This window comes from Candidatus Eisenbacteria bacterium (assembly GCA_005893305.1).
Classification (GTDB): domain Bacteria; phylum Eisenbacteria; class RBG-16-71-46; order SZUA-252; family SZUA-252; genus WS-9.
In genome coordinates, this window is the sequence record VBOZ01000010.1 from 3312 (window position 1) to 24293 (window position 20982).

Annotated in this window: 20 protein-coding genes and 1 pseudogene; 10 read left to right on the forward strand and 11 right to left on the reverse strand. The window is 66.1% G+C overall.

Annotated features, from left to right (window positions below):
• Positions 1-230 precede the first annotated feature (230 nt).
• The 5 genes and pseudogenes from E6K79_03205 to hpnC all read right to left on the reverse strand — a co-directional run bounded on the left by E6K79_03205 (position 231) and on the right by hpnC (position 5603).
• A pseudogene (locus tag E6K79_03205) lies at positions 231-1286 on the reverse strand (hypothetical protein).
• 85 nt (positions 1287-1371) lie between these two features.
• On the reverse strand, positions 1372-2796 hold the full coding sequence (gene mutY, locus E6K79_03210; protein TMQ65890.1) for an A/G-specific adenine glycosylase: 1425 nt from the start codon (positions 2794-2796) through the stop codon (positions 1372-1374).
• On the reverse strand, positions 2433-3758 hold the full coding sequence (locus tag E6K79_03215) for an FAD-dependent oxidoreductase (protein TMQ65891.1): 1326 nt from the start codon (positions 3756-3758) through the stop codon (positions 2433-2435). The genes mutY and E6K79_03215 overlap by 364 nt, the downstream gene beginning before the upstream one ends.
• Positions 3755-4585 (reverse strand): presqualene diphosphate synthase HpnD, encoded by an 831-nt coding sequence (gene hpnD, locus E6K79_03220; protein ID TMQ65892.1) that lies wholly within the window; start codon positions 4583-4585, stop codon positions 3755-3757. The genes E6K79_03215 and hpnD overlap by 4 nt, the downstream gene beginning before the upstream one ends.
• A complete protein-coding gene (gene hpnC, locus E6K79_03225; GenBank protein TMQ65893.1) occupies positions 4578-5603 on the reverse strand; it encodes a squalene synthase HpnC in 1026 nt (341 codons plus the stop codon). The genes hpnD and hpnC overlap by 8 nt, the downstream gene beginning before the upstream one ends.
• Between hpnC and E6K79_03230 the strand changes: the two genes are divergently transcribed.
• The 3 genes from E6K79_03230 to E6K79_03240 all read left to right on the forward strand — a co-directional run bounded on the left by E6K79_03230 (position 5578) and on the right by E6K79_03240 (position 7655).
• A complete protein-coding gene (locus E6K79_03230; protein ID TMQ65894.1) occupies positions 5578-6192 on the forward strand; it encodes a porin family protein in 615 nt (204 codons plus the stop codon). The genes hpnC and E6K79_03230 overlap by 26 nt on opposite strands.
• A 216-nt stretch (positions 6193-6408) precedes the next feature.
• Complete coding sequence (locus E6K79_03235) at positions 6409-6975, forward strand: porin family protein (protein TMQ65895.1); 567 nt, start codon at positions 6409-6411, stop codon at positions 6973-6975.
• A gap of 2 nt (positions 6976-6977) precedes the next feature.
• Complete coding sequence (locus tag E6K79_03240) at positions 6978-7655, forward strand: porin family protein (protein TMQ65896.1); 678 nt, start codon at positions 6978-6980, stop codon at positions 7653-7655.
• Positions 7656-7739: 84 nt separating this feature from the next.
• Here the strand turns inward: E6K79_03240 and E6K79_03245 are convergent, their stop codons facing one another.
• Both E6K79_03245 and E6K79_03250 read right to left on the reverse strand, forming a co-directional pair.
• Entirely contained in the window at positions 7740-8843 is a 1104-nt protein-coding gene (locus E6K79_03245; GenBank protein TMQ65897.1) for a hypothetical protein, read from the reverse strand.
• Between the two features lie 2 nt (positions 8844-8845).
• Positions 8846-10327 (reverse strand): magnesium chelatase, encoded by a 1482-nt coding sequence (locus E6K79_03250; GenBank protein TMQ65898.1) that lies wholly within the window; start codon positions 10325-10327, stop codon positions 8846-8848.
• 154 nt (positions 10328-10481) lie between these two features.
• Between E6K79_03250 and E6K79_03255 the strand changes: the two genes are divergently transcribed.
• Together E6K79_03255 and E6K79_03260 are read left to right on the forward strand one after the other, a co-directional pair.
• Positions 10482-10991: an Lrp/AsnC family transcriptional regulator gene (locus tag E6K79_03255; GenBank protein ID TMQ65899.1), complete on the forward strand. Its 510-nt coding sequence runs from the start codon at positions 10482-10484 to the stop codon at positions 10989-10991.
• On the forward strand, positions 10969-12384 hold the full coding sequence (locus E6K79_03260) for an L-lysine 6-transaminase (protein ID TMQ65900.1): 1416 nt from the start codon (positions 10969-10971) through the stop codon (positions 12382-12384). The genes E6K79_03255 and E6K79_03260 overlap by 23 nt, the downstream gene beginning before the upstream one ends.
• A gap of 62 nt (positions 12385-12446) precedes the next feature.
• On the opposite strand, the gene E6K79_03265 is transcribed toward E6K79_03260, so the two are convergent.
• The 4 genes from E6K79_03265 to E6K79_03280 all read right to left on the reverse strand — a co-directional run bounded on the left by E6K79_03265 (position 12447) and on the right by E6K79_03280 (position 17410).
• Positions 12447-13646, reverse strand: coding sequence for a hypothetical protein (locus E6K79_03265; GenBank protein ID TMQ65901.1), 1200 nt, complete (start codon positions 13644-13646; stop codon positions 12447-12449).
• Positions 13643-15457: a HAMP domain-containing histidine kinase gene (locus E6K79_03270; GenBank protein ID TMQ65902.1), complete on the reverse strand. Its 1815-nt coding sequence runs from the start codon at positions 15455-15457 to the stop codon at positions 13643-13645. Before E6K79_03270 ends, E6K79_03265 begins: the two co-directional genes overlap by 4 nt.
• 2 nt (positions 15458-15459) lie before the next feature.
• A complete protein-coding gene (locus E6K79_03275) occupies positions 15460-16134 on the reverse strand; it encodes a methylamine utilization protein (GenBank protein ID TMQ65903.1) in 675 nt (224 codons plus the stop codon).
• A gap of 97 nt (positions 16135-16231) precedes the next feature.
• Entirely contained in the window at positions 16232-17410 is a 1179-nt protein-coding gene (locus E6K79_03280) for an MFS transporter (GenBank protein ID TMQ65904.1), read from the reverse strand.
• Between the two features lie 87 nt (positions 17411-17497).
• On the opposite strand from E6K79_03280, the gene E6K79_03285 reads away from it, so the two are divergent.
• The 5 genes from E6K79_03285 to E6K79_03305 all read left to right on the forward strand — a co-directional run bounded on the left by E6K79_03285 (position 17498) and on the right by E6K79_03305 (position 20978).
• Entirely contained in the window at positions 17498-18160 is a 663-nt protein-coding gene (locus E6K79_03285) for a DNA-3-methyladenine glycosylase (protein TMQ65905.1), read from the forward strand.
• Between the two features lie 116 nt (positions 18161-18276).
• Complete coding sequence (locus E6K79_03290) at positions 18277-19539, forward strand: acyl-CoA dehydrogenase (GenBank protein TMQ65906.1); 1263 nt, start codon at positions 18277-18279, stop codon at positions 19537-19539.
• A gap of 63 nt (positions 19540-19602) precedes the next feature.
• Positions 19603-20076 (forward strand): peroxiredoxin, encoded by a 474-nt coding sequence (locus E6K79_03295; GenBank protein ID TMQ65907.1) that lies wholly within the window; start codon positions 19603-19605, stop codon positions 20074-20076.
• 75 nt (positions 20077-20151) lie between these two features.
• The gene (locus tag E6K79_03300; GenBank protein ID TMQ65908.1) at positions 20152-20376 is read left to right on the forward strand and encodes a hypothetical protein; all 225 of its coding nucleotides are present in this window, start codon (positions 20152-20154) and stop codon (positions 20374-20376) included.
• Positions 20373-20978, forward strand: coding sequence for a hypothetical protein (locus tag E6K79_03305; GenBank protein TMQ65909.1), 606 nt, complete (start codon positions 20373-20375; stop codon positions 20976-20978). The genes E6K79_03300 and E6K79_03305 overlap by 4 nt, the downstream gene beginning before the upstream one ends.
• The last annotated feature ends 4 nt before the right edge of the window (positions 20979-20982 follow it).

The following is a 20982-nucleotide window of genomic DNA, read 5'->3' on the forward strand; positions in this document are numbered from 1 at the left end:
AAGCCGTCGAAGATCTCGATATAGATCTCGTGGTCCCCGTTGCTCGGGGCGCTCGTCGCGTTCGTGATGTTGATGTACCCGGCGGACGTGGCGTTCCCCAAGCTCTCGGTTCCGGTCGCGACGGGACCGATCACGGTGCCCAGCGGCGTCGTGATCGTGAGCGAGATCTGGTCCGCTCCCTCGTACCATCCCGAGAAGAGGAGGTAGTCGTTTCCGGCTCCGGCGTTTCTCGTGTAGTTGGGAACGATCAGCGTCATATTCTGCGGCGATCCGCCGAGCGTGAGCTGACCGTGGAGGTTGTCCTCCTGCGCGTTCCCGGCGGACGCGACGACGATCTTCCCGGGGCCGGTGAGCGCGCTGACCATCGTGTCGAAGGCGTTCGTGCCGTCGTGGGGCCCGTCCTGCGAGCCCAGGCTGAGATTCACGGCGGCCCTCTTCCCGAGCGCCGCGGCGCGCTGAAAGATGAAGTTCACGCCGTCGACGATCCCCACGTCGCTCAGGTCCGTCTTGACCATGATGAGGTCGGCCTTGGGCGCGACGCCGACGTATGTGAACGCGGGGACGCCGTTCCCGGTGCCGCTTCCGTCTCCCCCGGCGATCCCGAGCACGTGGGTGCCGTGGCCGTTCGTGTCCAGCTCGGTCGCTTGGCCCGCGTTGATCTGCGCCTGCGTCCAGTAGGCGCCGTACGTGAATCCAGGCGGCGCCGTGCCCGCGACCGTCTGATCCCATACCGCGACCAACCGGGTCGTGCCGTCTGGATTCTTGAAATCGGGATGGGCCAGGTCGATCCCGGTATCCACGTCCCCGACCAGAACGCCCTGTCCGGTTTGTCCGGTGAAATCAGGCGGCGGTACGGTGCGAACCGACGGAAGACCCAGGTCCACCGCGCTCTGGTCGAGGTAGAGCTTGCACCTCTCGGAGACCTTGAGGCGCCTGATGCCGGGCGTGGCCACGAGCAGATCGACCTTCCCGAGCGGACAACGCGCCGTCAGGAATCCTCCCGCTACCGTGTTCACCTCGATGCCCTTCGCGCGGAGCACTTCAGGCGCGACATCGCCCTGGATGAAGAGATCGACCATCTGCGCGCCGTTGGCGGCGGCGGACAGGAACCGCTGATTGATCTTGAGCGTCGGGTCGATCGGCGCGCGCAGCGCGAGGGGAATCGAGCGGGGCGCCGGTGCGACGGTGATCGCGCCGGCCGGGGCCACGAAGAGGCCAAGCGTGAGTAGGCAGATCACGCCTAGCGAATGTCGGCTGGGGGGCGGAAAGGGCCGCGGCGAGTGCATGGGCTCCTCGAATTCGTGGGGACTCTCACAGCGGTGGCGACCGCGCTACATCCTCTATTTTACCACTTTCAGGCCCGCGTTGGAATCAGCGTTTCCCGCGCAACTTGTTGATCGCTTTGAGAGTAGGGGCGCGGACGGGAAGCTCCCTGATCTCACTTGGCGCGGCCCACCGGCCGGGCGGCGCCAGGTCGCGGCCGCCTGCCGATTTGTTCTCCCAGACCTCGAAGGAGATGTCCGCGGAGAACGTGCGGTGCCGAAATTGGGCTACCGGTCCGCGCAGGTCGCCCCGCTGCCCGTGCCGCCGTGCGAGGGAGCGCGCCGCACGCGCGCCATCGGCCCCGGCCGCCGCCATCGGGAGCGTCCAGACGGTACCCTTTTCGGCAGGGTCGGGGATCAGAAGGAGTCGGCCGTTCCTCCGCGCGAGCAGGATCACGCGGCGCTCCTGCTTGGGCGACGCGACCGGCGCGGCTTCCGGATAGCGATCCGCGTGGCCGCTTCGGCGCGCGATGCAAGGAGTGCGCGCGGGACATCGCTCGCAGAGCGGCTCTCGCGGAAGGCAGACCGTCGCGCCCAGCTCCATCAAGGCCTGGGTCCAGTCGCCGGGGCGCGGCCCCACCGCGAGGGTCTCCGCGATCGCATTCACCCGGCGGCGGAGAGCGGTCGAGTCGCGCCGCCCTCGGAGTCCATGAATTCGCGCGAGTACCCGGATGACGTTCCCGTCCACTGCTGCGGCCGGCCGGCCGAACGCGACGCTCGAGATCGCGGCCGCCGTGTATTCGCCCACCCCGGGGAGACGGCGCAGCGCGGCCGGGTCTTCGGGGAGCTGTGCCGCGTGCTCCCGGACAAGCACCGAAGCGGCGTCGCGGAGGTTCCGTGCTCGCCCGTAGTAGCCTAGCCCCGACCACCGGGCGAGGACGTCCGCCTCACTCGCCTTCGCAAGGGAGCGGACGTTCGGGAATCGCTCGAGAAACCGGCGATAGTAGGGGATCACCGTCTCGACGCGCGTCTGCTGGAGCATGATCTCGCTGACCCAGATGGCGTAGGGGTCCTGGGTGCTCCGCCAGGGGAGATCCCGGCGATGCTTCAGATACCACCGGAGAATCGCCGCGCGGAGGGTATGGGGGGCCGTCTCCCGCAAAGCGCGCCTCACGCGTGGCCTCCCCACGCGAGCTCCGCCGCGCGGTGCCCGCTCCAGACGGCCCCCTCGATCGTCGGCGGGAGCCCCGTGTCGGTCCAGTCGCCCGCGAGGAAGAGGCCCTCGATCGCGGTCCTGGTCTTGGGACGCAGCCTCTGCGCTTCCGGGGTCGCGCGCATCGTGGCGCGGCGCTCCTTGTAGACGCTCGAGTCTAGAAGCCGCGCGGCCCGCGCCGCGCTGAACGCTTCCCGCAGCTCGCTGTCGGCCTCGGCCGCGATCGTCGCGACGTCCCGATCGACGTCCGCGAAGGCCGCGCTCCGGACGGTCCCCACCAGGAAGCGCCCGGCGCCGGACGAGCCGCGATCGAACGCCCACTGCGTCTTCGTTCCGAGCATCCCGACGAAGCGCGAGGGAAGAATCGGCCGGTCGTACACCTGGAGCGTCGAGACGATCGGCGACCACGGGAGCGTGACGACCGCGGCCGTTGTCCCGAGGTACTCCGGGCGGAGGACCCACCCGGCCCGCTCGTGCGGAATCGCGAGGACGATGCTTCCAGCTTCGACCCGCTCGCCGCCCAAGAGCGATAGGCCGAGCGCCCGCCCGCCCTCGACGCGCACCCCGAGGACGGTCTGGCGGTAGCGGACCTGCCCGCCGCGGCTCTCGACATACTCCTCGAACCCCGCGATGAGGTCGCCCAGCGCGCGCCGCGGAAGCGCCAAGCCGCTCTTGGACGCGGGCACCGAGAGGAGGCGGTCGAGGACGCGCGCGAAGAGGAGCGCCGACGCATCCTCGGGCGCCTCATTCAATGCGGCGGTCGCGAGCGGCTTGAGCACGGCCGCCAGGTCGTCGCTCCCCGGGGCCGCTTGAAGCCAGTGCGCGACCGTCACGGCGCGTCCGTCTCCGTTCGACGCGATCAAGGCGCGCGCGCGGTCGTGAAGCGTGAGCGCGCCGACGCGCGCGATGGCGGAGAGCCGCGCGCAGGAGCCGGCAGCGGCCAGCCAGTGGAACGGGTGGGGAAGGTTGGGGCACGCGAGGTCGTATTCTCCGCGCCCGCGCTCCCAGAGGTGGAGCCGGAACGTCGGGTCGGCTTCGAGCGCGTCGCCGGTCCCGAGGCGGCTCAGGAGCCGCGCCGTCTCGTCGTAGAACGACGCGAGCACGTGCTGGCCGTTGTCGCGCACCTCGCCCGTCGCGGGGTCGACCCAGGAGTAGGCACGCCCCCCCGGGCGCTGGCGCGCTTCGAGCACCAGAACCCGCGCGCCCCGCTCCGCGAGCGCCGTCGAGGCCGCGATGCCGGCAAAGCCGGCGCCCACGACGATGACGTCGGGACGACCGCTCATCGCCCCGCGAAGACGCCGAGCGCGGTCGATGCGGCGATCCAGGCGCGCTCGAGCTTGGGCACCCGAATCTCGCTGCGAAAGACGTCGAACTTGGACGCCTCGATCCGATCGAGGAGGCGGCGATAGACACGCGCCATGATTTCGGCGGCCACAAGACGCCTCCGGTCGAGGCGCGCCACCTCGCGCTCCGCCGACGCGAAGAACGCTCGGACGCGCGAGGCTTGGAACTGCATCAGGTCGAGAAACGCCTTGCTCCGCTCGGAGCGGGCCAAAGCATCCTCGCCGTATCCGAATTGGCGCAGCTCGTCCTCGGGGAGGTAGATTCGTCCCCGCGCGTGATCGACGCCGACGTCACGTAGGATATTGGTGAGCTGCAGGGCAACGCCGAGGTCCACCGCGTATCCGCGCCCGCGCTCCTCGTAGTCGCCGAAGATTCGCAGGCAGATGAGCCCGACCACCGAGGCGACTCGATAGCAGTACCGCGAGAGCTCGCGGAACGTGCCGTAGCGCGCGTGAATGAGATCCATTTCGATCCCGGTGACCAGCTCTTCGAGGTAGATACGGGGAATGCCGAAGCGCTCGACGTGGGGAGAGAGCGCCTGCGTGGCCGGCTCCTCCGGGCGGCCGTCGTAGAGGAGGTCGACCTCCCGCCGCCACCGCTCGATCGATACGCGGGCGCACGCCGTGTCGACCGCATCGTCGACGCCGTCGTCCACCGAGCGGCTCCAGGCGTGAAGCGCTCGGATCGCGTCTCGCTCCGCGCGAGGAAGAACGGCGAACGCGACCCCGAAATTGGTGGGCCTGCCGTTCGGGGCCGCGCTAGGCATCGAACCCCAGGAGCGAGGTGAGCAGGATGCGGGCCCGCGCCGGGCCGCCGAGCGTGGGGCGGTTCCGCAGCACCCGCCAGCCGCTCCGCTCCACCTGGCGGAGCACCGCGCGGCCCCCGGCGATGGTCAGGCGCAGCTGGAGCGACAAGCCAAAGGGAACGCGCCGCACGATCGGCCGTCCCCGCTCGTAGAGCTCGTTCGTCGCCCTGCACTCGTGGACGAGGAGGCGCGTGAGAAGGCCGCGTTGGGCCGGCCGCGCGAGATCCTCGCGCGTGAGGCCGAAGCGGCGCAGATCCTCGAGCGGCAGGAAGAGCCGCCCGCGCGTCAGGTCGCCCCCGAGGTCTTGCCAGAAATTCGTGAGCTGGAGCGCCGTGCAGATGGCGTCCGACTCGCGCAGGGCGTCGGCATCCTCGATATCGTGGAGGGCCAGCACGAGCCTCCCGATCGTGTTCGCCGAGCCACGGCAGTAGGCAAGCAGGTCGTCCCACGTCGAGAAGGTCTCGTCTCGAGCGTCCTGGCGGAACGCGGAGAGGAGATCCAGGAGCGGCTCGACCGGAAGCCGGAATCGCTCCACCGAATCGGCGAGAGCGACGAAGATCGGTCCGCTCGGAGCGCCGTCGACCGCGCGATGGAGCGCGACCTCGATCTGATCGATCGCCTCGAGACGCTCGCGCGGCGGGGCCGAGGCGTCGGCGACATCGTCGGCGCGCCGCGCGAAGGCGTAAATGGCGGCAAGGGAGGATCTCCGCGCCGGCGTGAGGAACCGCGACGCGACGGGGAAATTCTCGTAGTGGCTCCGAACGATCGCTTCGCAGGCCGCGTATGCCTCGTGAAGCGGGATCGGAACTTCCTCGGTGTCGGTCTGTTCGGTGGGGGAGAGGGGTTGAGCCATCGGACTCCCAGGGGGTGATTTTGTGCCCGAAGTAGACCACGCGCCTTCGCGGTCGTCAAGGCGTGCTAAGCTTCCGCCGCCGTTGGATGTCGTTCCCTGAATGCAGATCGGGAGGAATGAAGCCATGCGACCACGCACGACTCTGCTTCTCTTCGTTGCACTCGCTTCGCTCGCCGTCGCGGGCGCTCCGCGTGAGGCCCACGCGGCCAGACGCCCGATGCCCAGCTGGGACGGCCGCGCCGTGCTGCGGCTGCACGGGGGCGCCTCATTCCCGATGGGGAATTTCGGGAGCAGCTATCAGACCGGATTTTCGGGCGGAGGGTCGATCGGATACGGCGTGAGCGAGCAGGTCCTCATCTCCTGGGGCGTCGCCTATCACCACTTCGGTCACGAGCAGCTATCGAACGTGGATGCGAACATCACCCCGTACACGATCAGCGTCGACTACAAAATTCCCGTCAGAAGCGGGATCAGACCGTGGGTGAGCGGCGGGATTGGCCTCTACCACGTGGCCCAGAGCGTCGACCTAGGGGGCGGCACCACAGCTTCCGTCAGCGAGAACAACTTTGGCCTCCACTTCGGCGCGGGCATCGGCGCCCCGGTTGGGGCGAAGACCATGATCGGGACCGGTCTCAAGTTCCACTACGTCGGCGGGGACAACTTCATCGACACGCCGTTCATCACGTATCAGGTCGGCGTCGCCGCTGTCTTGTAGGGGAGGCACGATTCGGGCGGGCCGCCCGGCCCGCCCTGAATAATTAGGAACCCGCCCCGAGTAGGTGTGTTCGGCGGAGGAGAAAGGTCCAGCTTGGGATTCACTTCCAAGGCAGGGCCCGCGTCCGCACGAGACCACCGCCTCGGGGGCATTGAAGTGGGATCGGCCAGATCCGCGTTCCTAATCTCCGCACTGCTCTGCGTTTCAAGCCAAGCCATGTCATCCGAGCTGGAGGGCATTTCGGACGAGCTACCAAACCGGGGAATCCTCGGCCACACCACGATCCGAGCTTATGGGGCTATGGTTCCCATCGGCTGGGGAAGTGATTTTGGGGGGCGTCCAGGGTGGGGTACCGGGTTCGGCCTCTCTTACGGAGTTGCTCGGGCCGCACAGATCTCAATCGGATTCGCCTACCATCGAGTCAACCCCATCAGTTCTGAAGATTGGGACGCGTTGCGCCAAGTGACAACCTCGATAGAGCTCGTCTCCCCCTCCAAGGATTTCGTGAGACCCTGGCTCGGGGTTGGCCTCGGCTACTACGACTCGGAGCTGTACTCGCCACCGATCTTCGCCCTGGATGCTTCGGAGAGAGGGCGCAGAGACGAATTTATCACGCATCAAGGCACCCTTGGATTCAACTGGGGAGCGGGTTTCGCATTCCGTCTCAGCCAAAGCGTCGGGCTCGATGCTGGCGGCCGATACAACATATCCTTCGACAATCCGGCGCGCCACAAGGTGGATCTTCTCAGTGTCCAGGCAGGACTTTCCTACGTGGTCCGATAGGGATGGCACACACGGCGGGATCGGCCGGGTCCGCGTTCGTAATCTCCGCACTACTCTGCGTTTCAAGCCCAGCCATGTCGTCCGAGGTAGAGAGTCCGACCGACGAGTCGCGTCCAAGCGGGCTCCTCGGCCACACGATCATCCGGGCCTTTGGGGCAATTATCCCGGCCGTCCAGGATCAGAGCCTCATGCACGCGGGGTGGGGCACAGGTCTTACGGTCTCATACGGCGTGGCACGAGCGGCGCAAGTGTCCCTGGGACTTGCCTACCATCAGTTCCAGGTCACGGAGTTTACCGGTGTTGACTGTGACTGCTCGGTAAGCCCGAGGCGTAATGAGATCCGCCAGACCACAATGTCGGTCGAGTTGCAGCCGCCGACGAGACGTTGGATTCGACCTCGGTTTGGCGTCGGATTTGGAGTCTACGAATTGACCGAAACTCAAGTCGTGTATACGTTCTACTCCACTGGATACAACCGCCAGCGCTACGTCTCGTCAGGCACTCAGCTCGGCATTAATTGGGGAGTGGGACTCTCGGCCCGAGTCAATCAGCGTCTTGCCGTGGAATTTGGTGGTCGTTACCACCATAGCTTTGGCCAGGCCTTCCTAACTGAAGACCAATATCTGACGGCTGCGCGGCTCCTCAGCGTGGAAACAGGTTTGTCCTACGTGATTCACTAGCTGCAGCGAAACCCGCACAACAGCACCCCCCACCGCACGCGGCGCGGCGTGCGGTCCCCCCTCAGCGCGCCCCGCCCCGCGCCCCTACTGAACCCGACGTTTTCTGTTCTGCGCGAAGTCGACGAAGAGGTAGGAGCCGAGGTCCTCTAAATCGGAGAAGTATGCGCGCCCCTTGTTGAGCTGCGTGAAGCGCTCGACGAAGCGCACGAGGTAGGGGTCCTGCGTGACCATGAACGTGGTGATCGGGATCCGCTTCCGCCGGCACGCCACCGCCTCGTCCATCGTCTTGTTCACGATGCGGGGGTCGAGGCCGAACGCGTTCTTGTAGAAGCGCCCGTTCTCGAAGATGGCCGACGGCTTGCCGTCCGTGATCATGAAGATCTGCTTGTTGACGTGTTTCTGGTGGGCCAGGATTTTCTGCGCGAGCTGGAGGCCGGCCTTCGTGTTCGTGTGGTACGGGCCGACCGAGACGTAGGGAATGTCCCGGATCTTCACCTCCCACGCGTCGTCCCCGAACAACACCACGGAGAGCGAATCCTTGGGATAGCGGGTCAAGATCAGCTCCGACAGCGCAAGGGCCGCCTGCTTGGCGGGCGTGATCCGGTCCTCTCCGTAGAGAATCATCGAATGGCTCACGTCGATCATGAGCACCGTGGCGCAGGATGATAGGTGCTCGGACTCGAACACCTCGAGGTCGTCCTCGGTGAGCCCGAGGCCCTCGTCGCCCCAAGCGCCGCGCTGCCGCCGCATGGAGTTCCGCACGCTCGACAGGAAATCGATGTCCGTGACCGGATCGCCGAAGGAGTAGGGGCGCGTCTCGGTGACCTTCTCGCCTCCCGCCCCGGTCCGCGGCACGCGGTGCTCGCCCGCCGAATCCTTCGCGAGGTCTCCGAAGATACGGTCGAGGGAGTCCTTCCGGATCATCCGCTCGCCCGCCTTGGTCATCACCGTCCGGCCGTTCACTTCCCGGATGGCGTCCTTCTCACGTAGCTGCTTCTTGAAATCCTCGATCGTGAACTTCTCGTTGAAGAAGCCGAAGCGTTCACCGAGCTCCTCCAGCGCGCGGAGGGCCTGGTCCACCTTCCCATCGGTCATCAGAAGCAGGCGGTGGTAGAGGGAGAGGAGGTGGCGCAGGAAATTGAGATTCTGCGTGAGCCTCTCGTCCCAGCGCGAATACCGAAAATCCACGACTAGTCCTCCGCTTCCTCGGGCTTCCCGAGCATGGTCGAGAACATGTCGGTATAGGCGAGGGCGGCGGTATCGGTCCGCTCCTTGGCGAGAATCGAGTTCTGGTGGAGCGCCTCCAACACGAACTCCATCGCCGTGGGCAGCTCGATCGGATCCTTGACCGGCAGATACCGCTTCGGCAGCTCCTCGAGGCCTGCCACCTGCTGGAGCCGGCCCTGGAAATCGCGGGCCGAGAGGTCGTCCGAGATCTCGACCTTCTTCCCCTGCGCGAACCAGCGGAAGATCGGGTCGTACTCCGACGGCGCGCCCTCGTTCTTCTCCTTCGCCTTGTAGGCGTCGGGGAAATACTTGGCGAAGACCTCCTTCACGGCTTTCCCCACGAGGTGCTTCGCGACCGCGACGGCGCCTTCCTGCTCGCCCTCGTACACCAGCTCCACCTTGCCGGTGATCGAAGCGATGCCGTTCTGGAGATCGCAGATGCGGACGGCCAGGCGGCGCTCGCCGCTCCGGATCGCGCGCCGCTCGGCGTTCGAGACGAGATTCTCCATGAGCGCGATCGTGAGGCGCACGCTCACCCCGCTCGACTGGTCGACGTACGATGACTTCCGCGCCTGAATCGCGACCTGCTCCACCAGCTCCCGGATGTAGGGAGGGATCAGGACCTCGATCCCGTCCGGGCGCTTCACCCATGCTTCCTGCTCGGTCACCTTCATCGCGTCTTCGACCGTGTACGGATAGTGGGTCATGATCTGCGAGGCGATGCGGTCGCGGAGCGGCGTGATGATGTTCCCGCGGTTCGTGTAGTCCTCCGGGTTCGCTGAGAAAACGATCTGAAGATCGAGCGGGAGCCGGATCGGAAATCCGCGAATCTGGATGTCCTTCTCTTCGAGAATGTTCAGAAGGCCCACCTGGATGCGCGGCTGAAGGTCCGGCAGCTCGTTGATGGCGAAGATGCCGCGGTTCGTGCGCGGAATGATCCCGTAGTGCATGACCTCGGGGTCGCTATAGGAGAGTCGCTTGTTCGCCGCCTTGATCGGGTCGATGTCGCCGATCAGGTCGGCGATCGTCACGTCGGGCGTGGCGAGCTTCTCGCGGTAGCGCTCCTCGCGTGGGATCCACCGGACGGGCAGCTCGCCGCCGCTCTCGGCCGCGCGCCGCTGGCATGCGGGGCAGATCGGATTCAGCGGGTCGTCCTGGAGCTCGCACCCCTCGACCGCCGGGATCCACTCGTCGAGAAAGCGGGGGAGCGAGCGGAGAATCCGCGTCTTGGCCTGGCCTCGAAGACCGAGAAGGATGAAATCGTGCCCGCTCATGATCGCGTTCTCGATCTGCGGCAGGGCGGTCTTGTCGTAGCCGACGATTCCGGGGAAGCGGTCCTCGCCGCGCTCGATGGCTGCGATCAGGTTCGCCCGCATCTCCTGCTTGACGGTTCGGTTCGTGTAGCCGCTATCTCTAAGTTGCTTCACGGTTTGTGGGCGGTTCATAGGGCGGGTGGATCCTCCTCCGATATGGGGTGGTTCGCTCCATCAAGCCTACTCTTAGATGCGCCCGTCCACAAGGGGACGGGCGCCGGGCGCCGCGCCCCAACCTCAAAATATTAGTTGATGTTCTCGGTAGAATGCCGAATAATATAAGGAGATGGAAGCTGCTGGCCGAATCAAAGTAGTAAATGGGCTGCCGTTGGACCCGATCGACCGGAAGATCCTCGCGTTGCTCCAAGACGACGCGAAGATCCCACAGGCGAAAATCGCGAGGTCGGTCGGGCTGACGGCGCCGTCGGTCAACGAGCGAATCCGAAAGCTCGAGCGCGCCGGGTACATCCGCGGCTACGTGGCGGTCCTCGATCCCAAGCGGCTAGGGCAGGACGTGACGGCGTTCGTCGAGGTTTTCATCGAGCAGCCAAAGTTCGAAGCCGGATTCATCGAGGCCGTGAGCCACCTGGACGAAGTGCTCGAGTGCCACCACATCACCGGGGAGTTCTCCCTGCTCCTCAAGGTGAGGGTGGCCGACATGGCGGCGTTTCGCCGCCTCCTGATCGAGAAACTGAACACGGTGCGCGGCGTGCGGCAGACGAGGACGCTGATCGTGCTGGCCACCGCCAAGGAGCACCACCGGATCAAGCTGGATGAAGCAGTCGCTGTCGACTGAAACGCGAGACACGAAAGCCACCCGAAAGGAGCACGCGGTGAATCCAACGGCCACGACCACGTCGGTCAAGGTGACGCCCGACAAGGTTCACGAGGTCCTCGGCAAGTACATGCTCGCCGACGGTTTCGAGTTCGTTCTCGATCTGGACAAGAGCGAGGGAGTCTATCTCTATGACTCCCGGCACAACCGGAAGCTCCTCGACTTCTTCTCCTTCTTCGCGACGAACCCGCTCGGGATGAACCACCCCGGGATCAAGACGCCCGAGTTCACGGCCCGAATTCTCCGCGCGGCGCTCCACAACCCTTCGAACAGCGACGTCTACACGACCGAGATGGCCGAGTTCGTCGAGACCTTCGCGCAGCACGCCATGCGCCCCCACCTGCCTCACGTCTTCTACATCGCGGGCGGGACGCTCGGCGTCGAAAACGCGCTCAAGGCTGCCTTCGACTGGAAGGTCCGCAAGAATTTCGCGCGCGGCTACCGGCAGGAGCGCGGGACGCTGGTGCTCCACTTCGAGCAGTCGTTCCATGGACGCTCGGGCTACACGCTCTCCCTCACCAACACGGCCGAGCCGAAGAAGACGTCGCTTTTCCCGAAGTTCGACTGGCCCCGGGTCCTCAACCCGAAGGTCGAGTTCCCGCTCAACGACGCGCGGCTGAAGGACGTCAAGGCGCGCGAGGCTCTCTCGATCGCGCAGATGAAGCGCGCGTTCGCCGAAAACCCGGATGACATCGCCGCGATCCTCCTCGAACCGATCCAGGGTGAGGGGGGCGACAACCACTTCCGGCCCGAGTTTTTCCAGGAATTGCGGCGGATCGCCGACGAGTTCGAGGCGATGCTGATCTTCGACGAGGTGCAGGCCGGCTTCGGGCTGACCGGGAAGTTCTGGGCGCACGAGCACTACGGCGTGAAGCCCGACATGGTCGCCTTCGGCAAGAAGTCCCAGGTCTGCGGATTCATCTGCGGGCCGCGGATCGACGACGTGGAGGAGAACGTCTTCCATGTCTCGAGCCGGCTCAACTCAACCTGGGGTGGAACGCTGGTCGACATGGTTCGCTCCCAGCGCTACCTCGAGATCATGGTCGAGGAGCGGCTGGTTGAGAACGCGGCGGCGCGCGGCGCCGAGCTCCTGACGGGACTGGAATCGCTCGCGAAGGAATACCCCGAGCACGTCTCGAACGCCCGCGGCAAGGGCCTCATGTGCGCGTTCGACCTGCGCGACGGATCGCTCCGCGACACGGTGATCCAGAACGCGTATGACGACGGCATGGTGATCATCGGCTGCGGCCCGAGCTCGATCCGGTTCCGCCCGGCCTTGATCGTGAGCAAGGAGAACATCACCGAGGGTCTCGAGAAGCTCCGGAAGAGCGTGAAGAAGTCGATCGGAAGGTAGCGAGAGGAAGGTAGCGGGGGGAATAACGATCGCGCAGGTCGATGCGGCCTGCGCGATCGAGCTTAGAAGATCACGGATAGCTGGCCGGCGTAGATATCCTTGATCTCGGCGTCCGCGGCGGGATCGGGCGGCTGGATCTTGTTCCGCTGATAGACCACCTTGGCCGTCACGCCCTTCATCATCCGGTAACCAACGCCCACTTCTAACCGATCGACATCCGCGTCCCACGACCTATCGGTGCCGGTCGAGTCCTTCACGTCGCCGAACCGCATGATGTCGTAACGTCCCGCGACGTAGAATCCGGCCGGGAGCGTGTATTTCAGCTCTCCGTAGCCGCCGCGCACCCGAAGATCGCCCACCGTCGGTGTCTGCCACCGATTCGCATATCCCTCGGCGCGCAATTCGGCGTGCCCCGCCGACCATTCGAAGTCCGCCATCCCTAGCACCTGGTTGAAGTCCGCCGCGTCCTTTCCGGGCGGGAGGGAGCTCTTCACGGCATCCTCGATCAAGTACGGGCCGTACGACCCGGAGACGCCGAATCGAATGCCGGGCGTCGGCGCCAACCCGACCCGTCCCAGAAACGATTTCCCCGGCGTGTTGTCGCGGCCCGGGCTCGGCCACGAGGGCGCGCCGTTCACGAATCCAACCGAGTACTCGACCGGCCGCGCGCTCCCGAGGAACACGGCGCCGAAATCCCACCACTGATCGTAGACGATCGGCATCCCCTGGGATCCAAACGCGTAGCTCGTCCCGTCTTCGCCATCGCCGGCGTCGGCGATGAGGGCGTCCCTGCTGGGGACCAGCTGAAACGAGCTCAAGGTCGTGTGGTACTGGTACTCCAAGGGGAACCCGATCAGCGGATTCTTGTTCGAGTTCGCGCGCGGCGCCCACGTCCCGATCGGCCATGGGATCAGGCCGGCCATGACGTGCATGTCGCGGCCGGGCGACGGATGGAAAAGGGCGTACGCCCCGAAGGGAAGAACGCCGACGTCCTCGTTGTAGAGAGCCTCGGTGAAGACGTCGAGGCGATCCGATACCGCCGACTCGACGAAGAGGCGGAGCCGGTAGGAGTCGAGGGCGTTGTCGCCCCACAGGTAGTTCACATCGGCTCCTTCACCCTTGTCGTCGAGCACCAGGTCCAGGATTCCCCGTACCCGGACATCGGATGCGGAAGCCCGGAGCGGCGTCCACGCGGCCGCCGCCACCGCAACCAAGAGCGCGAAGCCCGATCTCAGCACACGACCCCAATCGAGCCTGTTCACGCGGCTCTCCTTTCTGCGACGTCGGCCATGGGCAGACGGATGGTGAAGACGCTTCCCGATCCCTCCACGCTCCGAACCTCGATCGTTCCGCCGTGCATCTGCACGATGCCCTGGGCGATCGAGAGGCCCAGGCCCAGCCCGGCGGAGTTGAATTCGAGCGTCGTGGAAGAGTGATGGTTCTGGGAATTCCGGAGCATGAGTGGGCGGCCGAAGAGATCCTTCTGCCTCTCCTCCGGAATCCCGATTCCGGTATCCGCGACATCGATGACAAGGTTCTCCGCGTCGATGCGGCTCTTGATCTCGACCGAGCCGCCGTCCGGAGTGAACCGGATTCCGTTCGTTACGAGATTCGTGAGGGCCTCGGTGAAGCGTGCAGGGTCCACGCGGACGATCAGGTCCTCGTACGCGGACCGCGCGATGACCTGGACCTTGCGTCCCGTCGCTTCGGCCTGGGCGCGCTCCATCGAGCGTCGGATCAGGCCGGCGAGCGGCTGGGCGGTGGGCCGCAGGTCCAGCCGGTCACCCTCGATCTGCGCGAACCGGGTCGCGTTGTCCGCGATCCGGTTGAGCATGGTCACGCTCTTTCCGATCGCCTCGAGCGCCTCGCGCTGCAGCGCCGTCACCGGCCCCAGCATGTCCCCAACGAAGAGCTCGTGATAACCGCGGATGACGCTCATCGGCGTGCGGAGCTCGTGGGAGGCGACGCTGATGAACTCGGTCTTCAAGCGCGCCACCTCTTCCAGGCTCGTTACGTACGCCCGCAGGCGCTGGCGCATCTCCTGGAATCGCGATGCTAGGTAGCCGATCTCGTCCTTGTCCGCGACGTCGATCGGGAAGTCGTAATTACCGCGCTCCATCTCCTCGGCGCCGCGGACCAGCCGCCGCACCGGCGAGGTGATCCGCTCCGAGATGAGGAGCCCCGCGAGGAGGGCCATGAACGCCGCCAACGCACCCAGCTCCACGAGGCGGCTCTGCATCGAGCGAAGGAACGCCGTCTCGACGTCGAGGGATCGCTGGAGCGCGTAAAACTGAGGAGTTGTCGGATCCGATTGCGGGAGCTGGCGGATCAGGGTGACGTAGACGTGGTCGCTGCCCCGGATCTCCGAGAGCATCCCCTCGGTCGCGACCTTGGGGTCCGAAGCGCGGAGCGCCTCGAGAATCGAGTCGCGCTCCTGCGGATGCTCGAGCGTGCTCGCGGTGATCACCTTGCCGGTCAGGAACGTCACCTCGCTCCGCGTCGTTCTCTTGAGTCCCTCCGCCAGCTCGCTACCTACCTGGTCTCCGAGGAGGAGCACGCCCACGACGCGGCCGCCGGCCACGACCGGGGTCGCCGCGACCTGATAGTTGTGCTCGGAGCCCGCCAGAAGGCCGGCCCGCTGCGAGCCGGCCAGCGCCGAGGAGATGAAGGGCGCCAGAGCTTGCTCGGCCCACTCCTCGTGTCCGGTCTTGGTGATCGACCGGCCGCGGGAGTCGAAGACCTCGAAGAGATCGGTCTCGGTGATCGAATTGAAGGCGTTCGCCACGCCCGCGACCGTGGCTCGGAATTCCGGATCACGCGGCGAGCCGGGGAGCGTCAAGACGGAGAAGAACCGCGGGTCCTGCACGATGACCATGCCGTTGACGGCGAGGTGTCCCGACCGCGTCGCCAGAAGATCCTCGAAGAGCGTCGAGGCCCGCTTCAGCTCGTCCTCGATGTTCTGGTGCACTTCCGTCGAGATCGTGCGATTGACGATCCAAATCGTGGCCACGGCGAGGGCGATGAGGGGCGGCACCGTGAAGAGGAGGATCTTGGCGCGTAGCGAAATCCGCATGACTAGAGGCTCAGATCCACCGTGACGTCGCCGGTCTCCGGAATCTGGACAGTGCGGCGCACCGGCTTGAGATCGGGGTGCCACGCGATCACGGTGTACGTCCCCGGCGGGAGTGACGGCAGCGCGAACCGGCCGTCGGCGTCGGGCTGGACGAACGCGTGGTTGGGGACCACGAGGATGAACCCGGCCATGTCGGAATGGATGTCGCAGTAGACGTTCACGACCCCCGCCTTCGTGAACCTGACGCTCTTCGACTTTCCGCGTCCGTACTTGCCGAGATCGAATCGCTTCACCGGGGAGACGCTGAACACGCTATGGAAGATTGGATCGCGGTTCGGGAAGGCGACCGTGGCTCCGACCGGGACGGCGAGCACCCGGGGTCCGAACGCCTGATCTTTCTGCTCCATCGCCGGGGTGCCGCCCGCGCCGGCGAGGGTCGAGTCGACGGAGGGCGCGACCTCCTCCACGTAGACGACCGCGTCGAGGACGGAGCCACGCGCCGCGACCGGTCGCTTTGCCAACGAGGACGCGCGGCCCGGGTACGGGTTGGGCGCGCTCAGCCCGCTGTTGTCGGTCGGCGGGACGCGCACCTGGCCGCGAATGGTGCCGGCTGTGGCGCTGCCTGACGCGACTCCGAGGGCGAGCAAAATGAACCAGCAGATCGGCGCTTTCCGCATACCAAGCAATCTTCGGCCGATCGCGGGCGAAACCTAAATGCGATCAAACGCTTGCCGCAGTTTGGCGCGGCGGCGGGAAGGGGACCCCGGCTCTACGTCAAACGGATGGAAGTCGTTGGCGGGATTTGTGTTGAGGTAGTTGGAGCGCCAGAAGCGACGCGAGGGCCACGACGATCCCGCCGAGCCAAAGCGGGCTCCCCGCACCCCAACGGTCGAACGCGAGCCCGCCGAGGAAGGGGCCGGCCGATCGCGCGAGGCTCCCGAGCGACTGGTAGGTGCCCAGGATCGAGCCCTGCTCTTCCGGGCTGGAGGAGATCGACGCGAGCCCTGCCAGAGACGGCGACGCGAGCCCATTCCCCACGGAGACCGCTCCCATCGCAACGATCATGAGCCCGAACGCGGGACTTGTCCCAGCGAAGACCATCCCCATGCCCATGAGGACAAATCCCGCGAGGACGAGCGCTCGCTCGCCGAAGCGCCGCGCGAGCCACCCGACGAGGCCCGCCTGCATGAGCGCCGAAAGCGAGCCGACGAACGCAAAGAGATATCCGACGTCTCTCGGCCCGATGCGGTAGACGTGCTCGCCGAAGAGCGCGAACGTTCCCTCGAGCGCCGAGAAGCAGAGTGTCCCGATGAAAAAGAGCAGGAAGACCGGGCGAAGCCCCGGCCGCCGAAGGGTCGCGAGGGTGTCTCGGGGGGAGAGCCGCCGCGCGGCCGCCGCGGCGCGCTTGTCCGGCGTCAGGGACTCCGGGAGGAGCACGAGCGCGAAGAGGGCCGAGATCAAGGCGAGGGCCGCCGCCGCGAACGCGGGAACCGAGTAGCCGAAGCGGCTCAAAATGCCCCCGAGCGCGGGGCCGAATATGAATCCAAGCCCGAAGGCGGCGCCGATCAGCCCCATCCCCTTCGTCCGCCCGGCGGGCGTGGTGGTGTCCGCGACGTAGGCCTGCGTCGTGGGGATGACGCCGCCCGCGATCCCGGCGAAGATCCGCGACGCGAACAGGACCGGGAGCGACGTCGCCAGCCCGAAGACGACGTAGGACACCGCCGTCGCGACCAGGCTCCCGATGATGACCGGGCGCCGGCCGATCCGATCGGAGAGCCTGCCCCAGACCGGCGAGAAGAGGAACTGCATGAGGGAGTACGACGTGTTCAGGAGCCCGACCGCTACCCCGGTGGCTCCGTACGTCTCGGCGTAGTAGGGAAGAAGCGGAAGGAGGAGCCCGAACCCAACGAGATGGATGAAAACCGTGAGGAAGAGAACGACCCGGGGTCCCACGTGCGGTCAGGACGGCCTGCTCGAGAGGCGCGTCACGCGCGGATTCTAGGAACGCGCCCCGGGGCGGTCAACCGATACAATGCTGAAATGCCTCGACCGTTGCCGCGATCCTTCTACGCGCGTCCCACGCTTACCGTCGCGCGCGAGATCCTGGGCTGCGTGCTCGTCCGAAAAATCGGCGCGGGAACGGAGCTGTGCGGGCGGATCGTGGAGGCGGAGGCGTACGTCGGAGAGGAAGACAAGGCGTGCCACGCCCGCGCCGGACGCACGCAGCGCACCGATCCGCTCTACGGGCCCCCCGGCTTCGCGTACGTCTATCTCACGTACGGCATGCACTACATGCTGAACGCGGTCACGGAGCCGGCCGGTCGCCCCGCCGCGATCCTGATCCGCGCGGCCGAGCCGCTCCGAGGGCTCGAATCGATGGCGCGCGGTCGCGGATTTTCGTCCCGCGGCGCCGCCAAGCCCCAGGCGCTTGCGAGCGGACCGGCGAAACTCTGCCAGGCCTTTGGTATCGACTTGCGGCTGAACCGTACCGACCTGCGCGGCCCCGACCTCTGGATCGAGCCCGGGGAGCCGATCCCCGACTCGCGCGTCGCCGTGTCGCGGCGGATCGGATGCCATACCGCGCCCGCGCCCTGGGACCAGATCCCGTGGCGGTTCTACGAGGCCGAATCCCCGTTCGTGACGCCGGGCCGCGTGCTCCCTCGGAAAACTCAGGGTAGCCAACGCGCGCGGCATGGGGAATAATCAGGGCTCCGCTAGGTCCCGCGCCGGAGCGGCCTTGAAGGCCGCGTCCCCTCGGGCCCGCGCGCGTCGTCCGGCCCTCTCGGGTCCGAATCCTACTCGCTCATCACGGGGGTCCCGTGTCCGGTCTGCTCTCAGAACAGAACTTGATGTGGCGCCAGCGCGCGCGCGAGGTCGCCGAGAAATACGTGCGCCCGAACGCGGCCAAGTACGACAAGGCGCAGGAGTACCCCTGGGATATCAAGGACGCGATCGCAAAGGCCGGGCTTCTCGGCGTCTGGATCCCTAAGGAATACGGCGGTTCCGGCGGGGGCGTCCTCGACCTCTGCATCTGCGTCGAGGAGTTGTCGCGGGCCTGCGGCGGCGTCGGAGTTCTCTACGCCGTGAACGCGCTCGGCACGTTCCCGCTCCTGGTGGGCGGGACCGAGGAGCAGAAGCACCGCTGGCTCACGCCCATCGCGAAGGGGGAGAAGCTCATCTCCTTCGGTCTCTCGGAGAAATTCGCCGGGAGCGACGCCGCGAGCCTTCGCGCGACGGCGGAGAAACAGGGCGACCACTACGTCCTGAACGGCGAGAAGAAGTGGAACACGAACGGCGGCGCGGCCGAAATCTACACCGTCTTCTGCGTCACCGATCCCGCCTCGAAATCGAGGCGCACCAGTGCCTTGATGCTCGAGAAGGGGATGCCCGGGTTCCGGATCGGCAAGGTCGAGGACAAGATGGGGATCCGCTGCGTCCCCGTCGTCGAGATCCACTTCGACAACTGCCGCGTACCCGAGAAGAATCTCCTCGGCGAAACGCCGGGCATGGGGTTCAAGCACGCGATGGCGACGCTCGACAAGGCGCGACCCGGCGTCGCCGCCCAGGCGGTCGGCCTCGCGCAGGGCGCCCTCGAGTACGCCATGGTGTACGCGGGACACCGCGAGCAGTTCGGCGCGCCGATCTCCTCGTTCCAGATGATCCAGGCGATGCTCGCGGACATGGCGACCAAGGTCGAGGCCGCGCGAAATCTGGTCTACGTCGCCGCGATGGCGGTGGACACCGGGGCGCCCAACGTCTCCAAGCTCTCGGCCATGTGCAAGCTCTTCGCCACCGATGTCGCCATGGAGGTCACGACCAACGCCGTCCAGATCTTCGGCGGGTACGGCTACATGCGCGATTATCCGATCGAAAAATACATGCGCGACGCGAAGATCACCCAGATCTACGAAGGGACGAACCAGGTGCAGCGCATGGTCGTCGCCCGCGCCCTCGTCAAGGAAGCGCTCTCGCTCAAATACCTGCTCGACTACATTCCCAAGGAAATCCAGCAGGGCGTGAACGATCCCGAGACGCTGGAGCGTCTCGCGGGCGAGCAGGCAAGCATCGTCAACGCAGAGTGACCAGAGGTCCGGGCTCCCGGTCCTCGTGAAATTCCAAGAGGAGATCAGGAGATGGAAGCCACGATGGCTCAAACCGCGACTCTGAAGGTGGGGGACAAGGCCCCCGACTTCTCCCTCGTCGACCACACAAACAACAAGGTCACGCTCTCCTCGTTCCTCGGGAAGAAGAACGTGGCCCTGATCTTTCACCCACTCGCGTTCACGTCCGTCTGCTCGATCCAGATGCCCGGATACAGCAAGGAGCGCCAGACCTTCGACGGGCTGAACACGCAGGTGCTCGGGATCTCCGTCGACTCCGTTCCCGCCCACAAGGCCTGGGCGGACCAGCTCGGCGGCATCGACTACCCGATGCTCTCCGATTTCCATCCCCACGGCGAGGTGGCGAAGCAGTACGGCATCCTGCGCCCAGAGGGCTACGCGGAGCGCGCGACGTTCGTCATCGACACGAAGGGAATTGTCCGCTACATCGAGATCCACGAGATCGGCAAGCTGCCGGATCAATCCAAGCTGATCGAAGCGTTGAGGGACCTGAAGTGAGCGCGCGGAAGCGTGACGCGCTCGCCCGGTCGGCGATTCTCCTCGCCGGAACGGCGCTGATTCTCCTGGTCGCCGGTGCGATCGCGCACGGTGCCGCGCCGCCGGTCGCAAAGAAGAGCCCGGCTCCCGCCGCGGCGAAGAAGGCCGCGCCGCCTCCCGCCGCGAAGCCCAAGAGCCCGCCTCCGCCCTGCGAGATGGACGCCGAATCCAAGGAGGTCGTCCAGAGCCTCACCGACGCGATGGGGGGACAGCAGACGTGGGATCGTCTCCCCTATTTCCGCTTCGATTTCGTGGTCGTGAAGGACATGAAGGAGGTCACTCGGTTCAAGCATTGGTGGGATAAAGCGCACGGCCGCTGCCGCGTCGAGGGTCCGGACGATCAGGGGCAGACCGTCACCGCGATTTTCAATCTGGCCGACAAGAAGGGCAGGGCGTTCACCGACGGGATCGTCGAGACCGACACCACCAACGTCAAGAACATCATCGAGAACGGCTACGAGCGGTGGGTGAACGACACGTACTGGATCATGATGCCGTTCAAGCTCCACGATCCTGGCACCCGCGTGAAACACGTGCGCGAGCAGCAGGACGCCGGCGGCGGGGAGACCTACGACGTTCTCGAGCTATCGTTCGCATCGGATGTCGGCCTCACACCCCACGACCGGTATTGGCTCTACGTGAACCAGAAAACCCACCTGATCGACCGGTGGGAGTTCGTCCTCACCGGCCAGAAGCCGCCGCCTCAGGGCTCGACGTGGGAGTCCTGGACCTCGATCGGCCCGATCCAGCTGTCCCTCGCCCGTCGCTTCGCCGGGAAGCCGGTCATGCTTCGCTTCGAAAACGTCGCTACCCCCACGATGATGGACGAGGCGGTCTTCACGAACTCACGGGTGAAGAACTAGTAGA

Coding starts and splice junctions, on each gene's coding strand:
- E6K79_03215 (TMQ65891.1), bottom strand. CDS start 3,758: ATGAGCGGTCGTCCCGACGTCATCGTCGTGGGCGCCGGCTTTGCCGGC.
- hpnD (TMQ65892.1), bottom strand. CDS start 4,585: ATGCCTAGCGCGGCCCCGAACGGCAGGCCCACCAATTTCGGGGTCGCG.
- E6K79_03230 (TMQ65894.1), top strand. CDS start 5,578: ATGCAGATCGGGAGGAATGAAGCCATGCGACCACGCACGACTCTGCTT.
- hpnC (TMQ65893.1), bottom strand. CDS start 5,603: ATGGCTTCATTCCTCCCGATCTGCATTCAGGGAACGACATCCAACGGC.
- E6K79_03235 (TMQ65895.1), top strand. CDS start 6,409: ATGTCATCCGAGCTGGAGGGCATTTCGGACGAGCTACCAAACCGGGGA.
- E6K79_03240 (TMQ65896.1), top strand. CDS start 6,978: ATGGCACACACGGCGGGATCGGCCGGGTCCGCGTTCGTAATCTCCGCA.
- E6K79_03250 (TMQ65898.1), bottom strand. CDS start 10,327: ATGAACCGCCCACAAACCGTGAAGCAACTTAGAGATAGCGGCTACACG.
- E6K79_03255 (TMQ65899.1), top strand. CDS start 10,482: ATGGAAGCTGCTGGCCGAATCAAAGTAGTAAATGGGCTGCCGTTGGAC.
- E6K79_03260 (TMQ65900.1), top strand. CDS start 10,969: ATGAAGCAGTCGCTGTCGACTGAAACGCGAGACACGAAAGCCACCCGA.
- E6K79_03270 (TMQ65902.1), bottom strand. CDS start 15,457: ATGCGGATTTCGCTACGCGCCAAGATCCTCCTCTTCACGGTGCCGCCC.
- E6K79_03275 (TMQ65903.1), bottom strand. CDS start 16,134: ATGCGGAAAGCGCCGATCTGCTGGTTCATTTTGCTCGCCCTCGGAGTC.
- E6K79_03285 (TMQ65905.1), top strand. CDS start 17,498: ATGCCTCGACCGTTGCCGCGATCCTTCTACGCGCGTCCCACGCTTACC.
- E6K79_03295 (TMQ65907.1), top strand. CDS start 19,603: ATGGCTCAAACCGCGACTCTGAAGGTGGGGGACAAGGCCCCCGACTTC.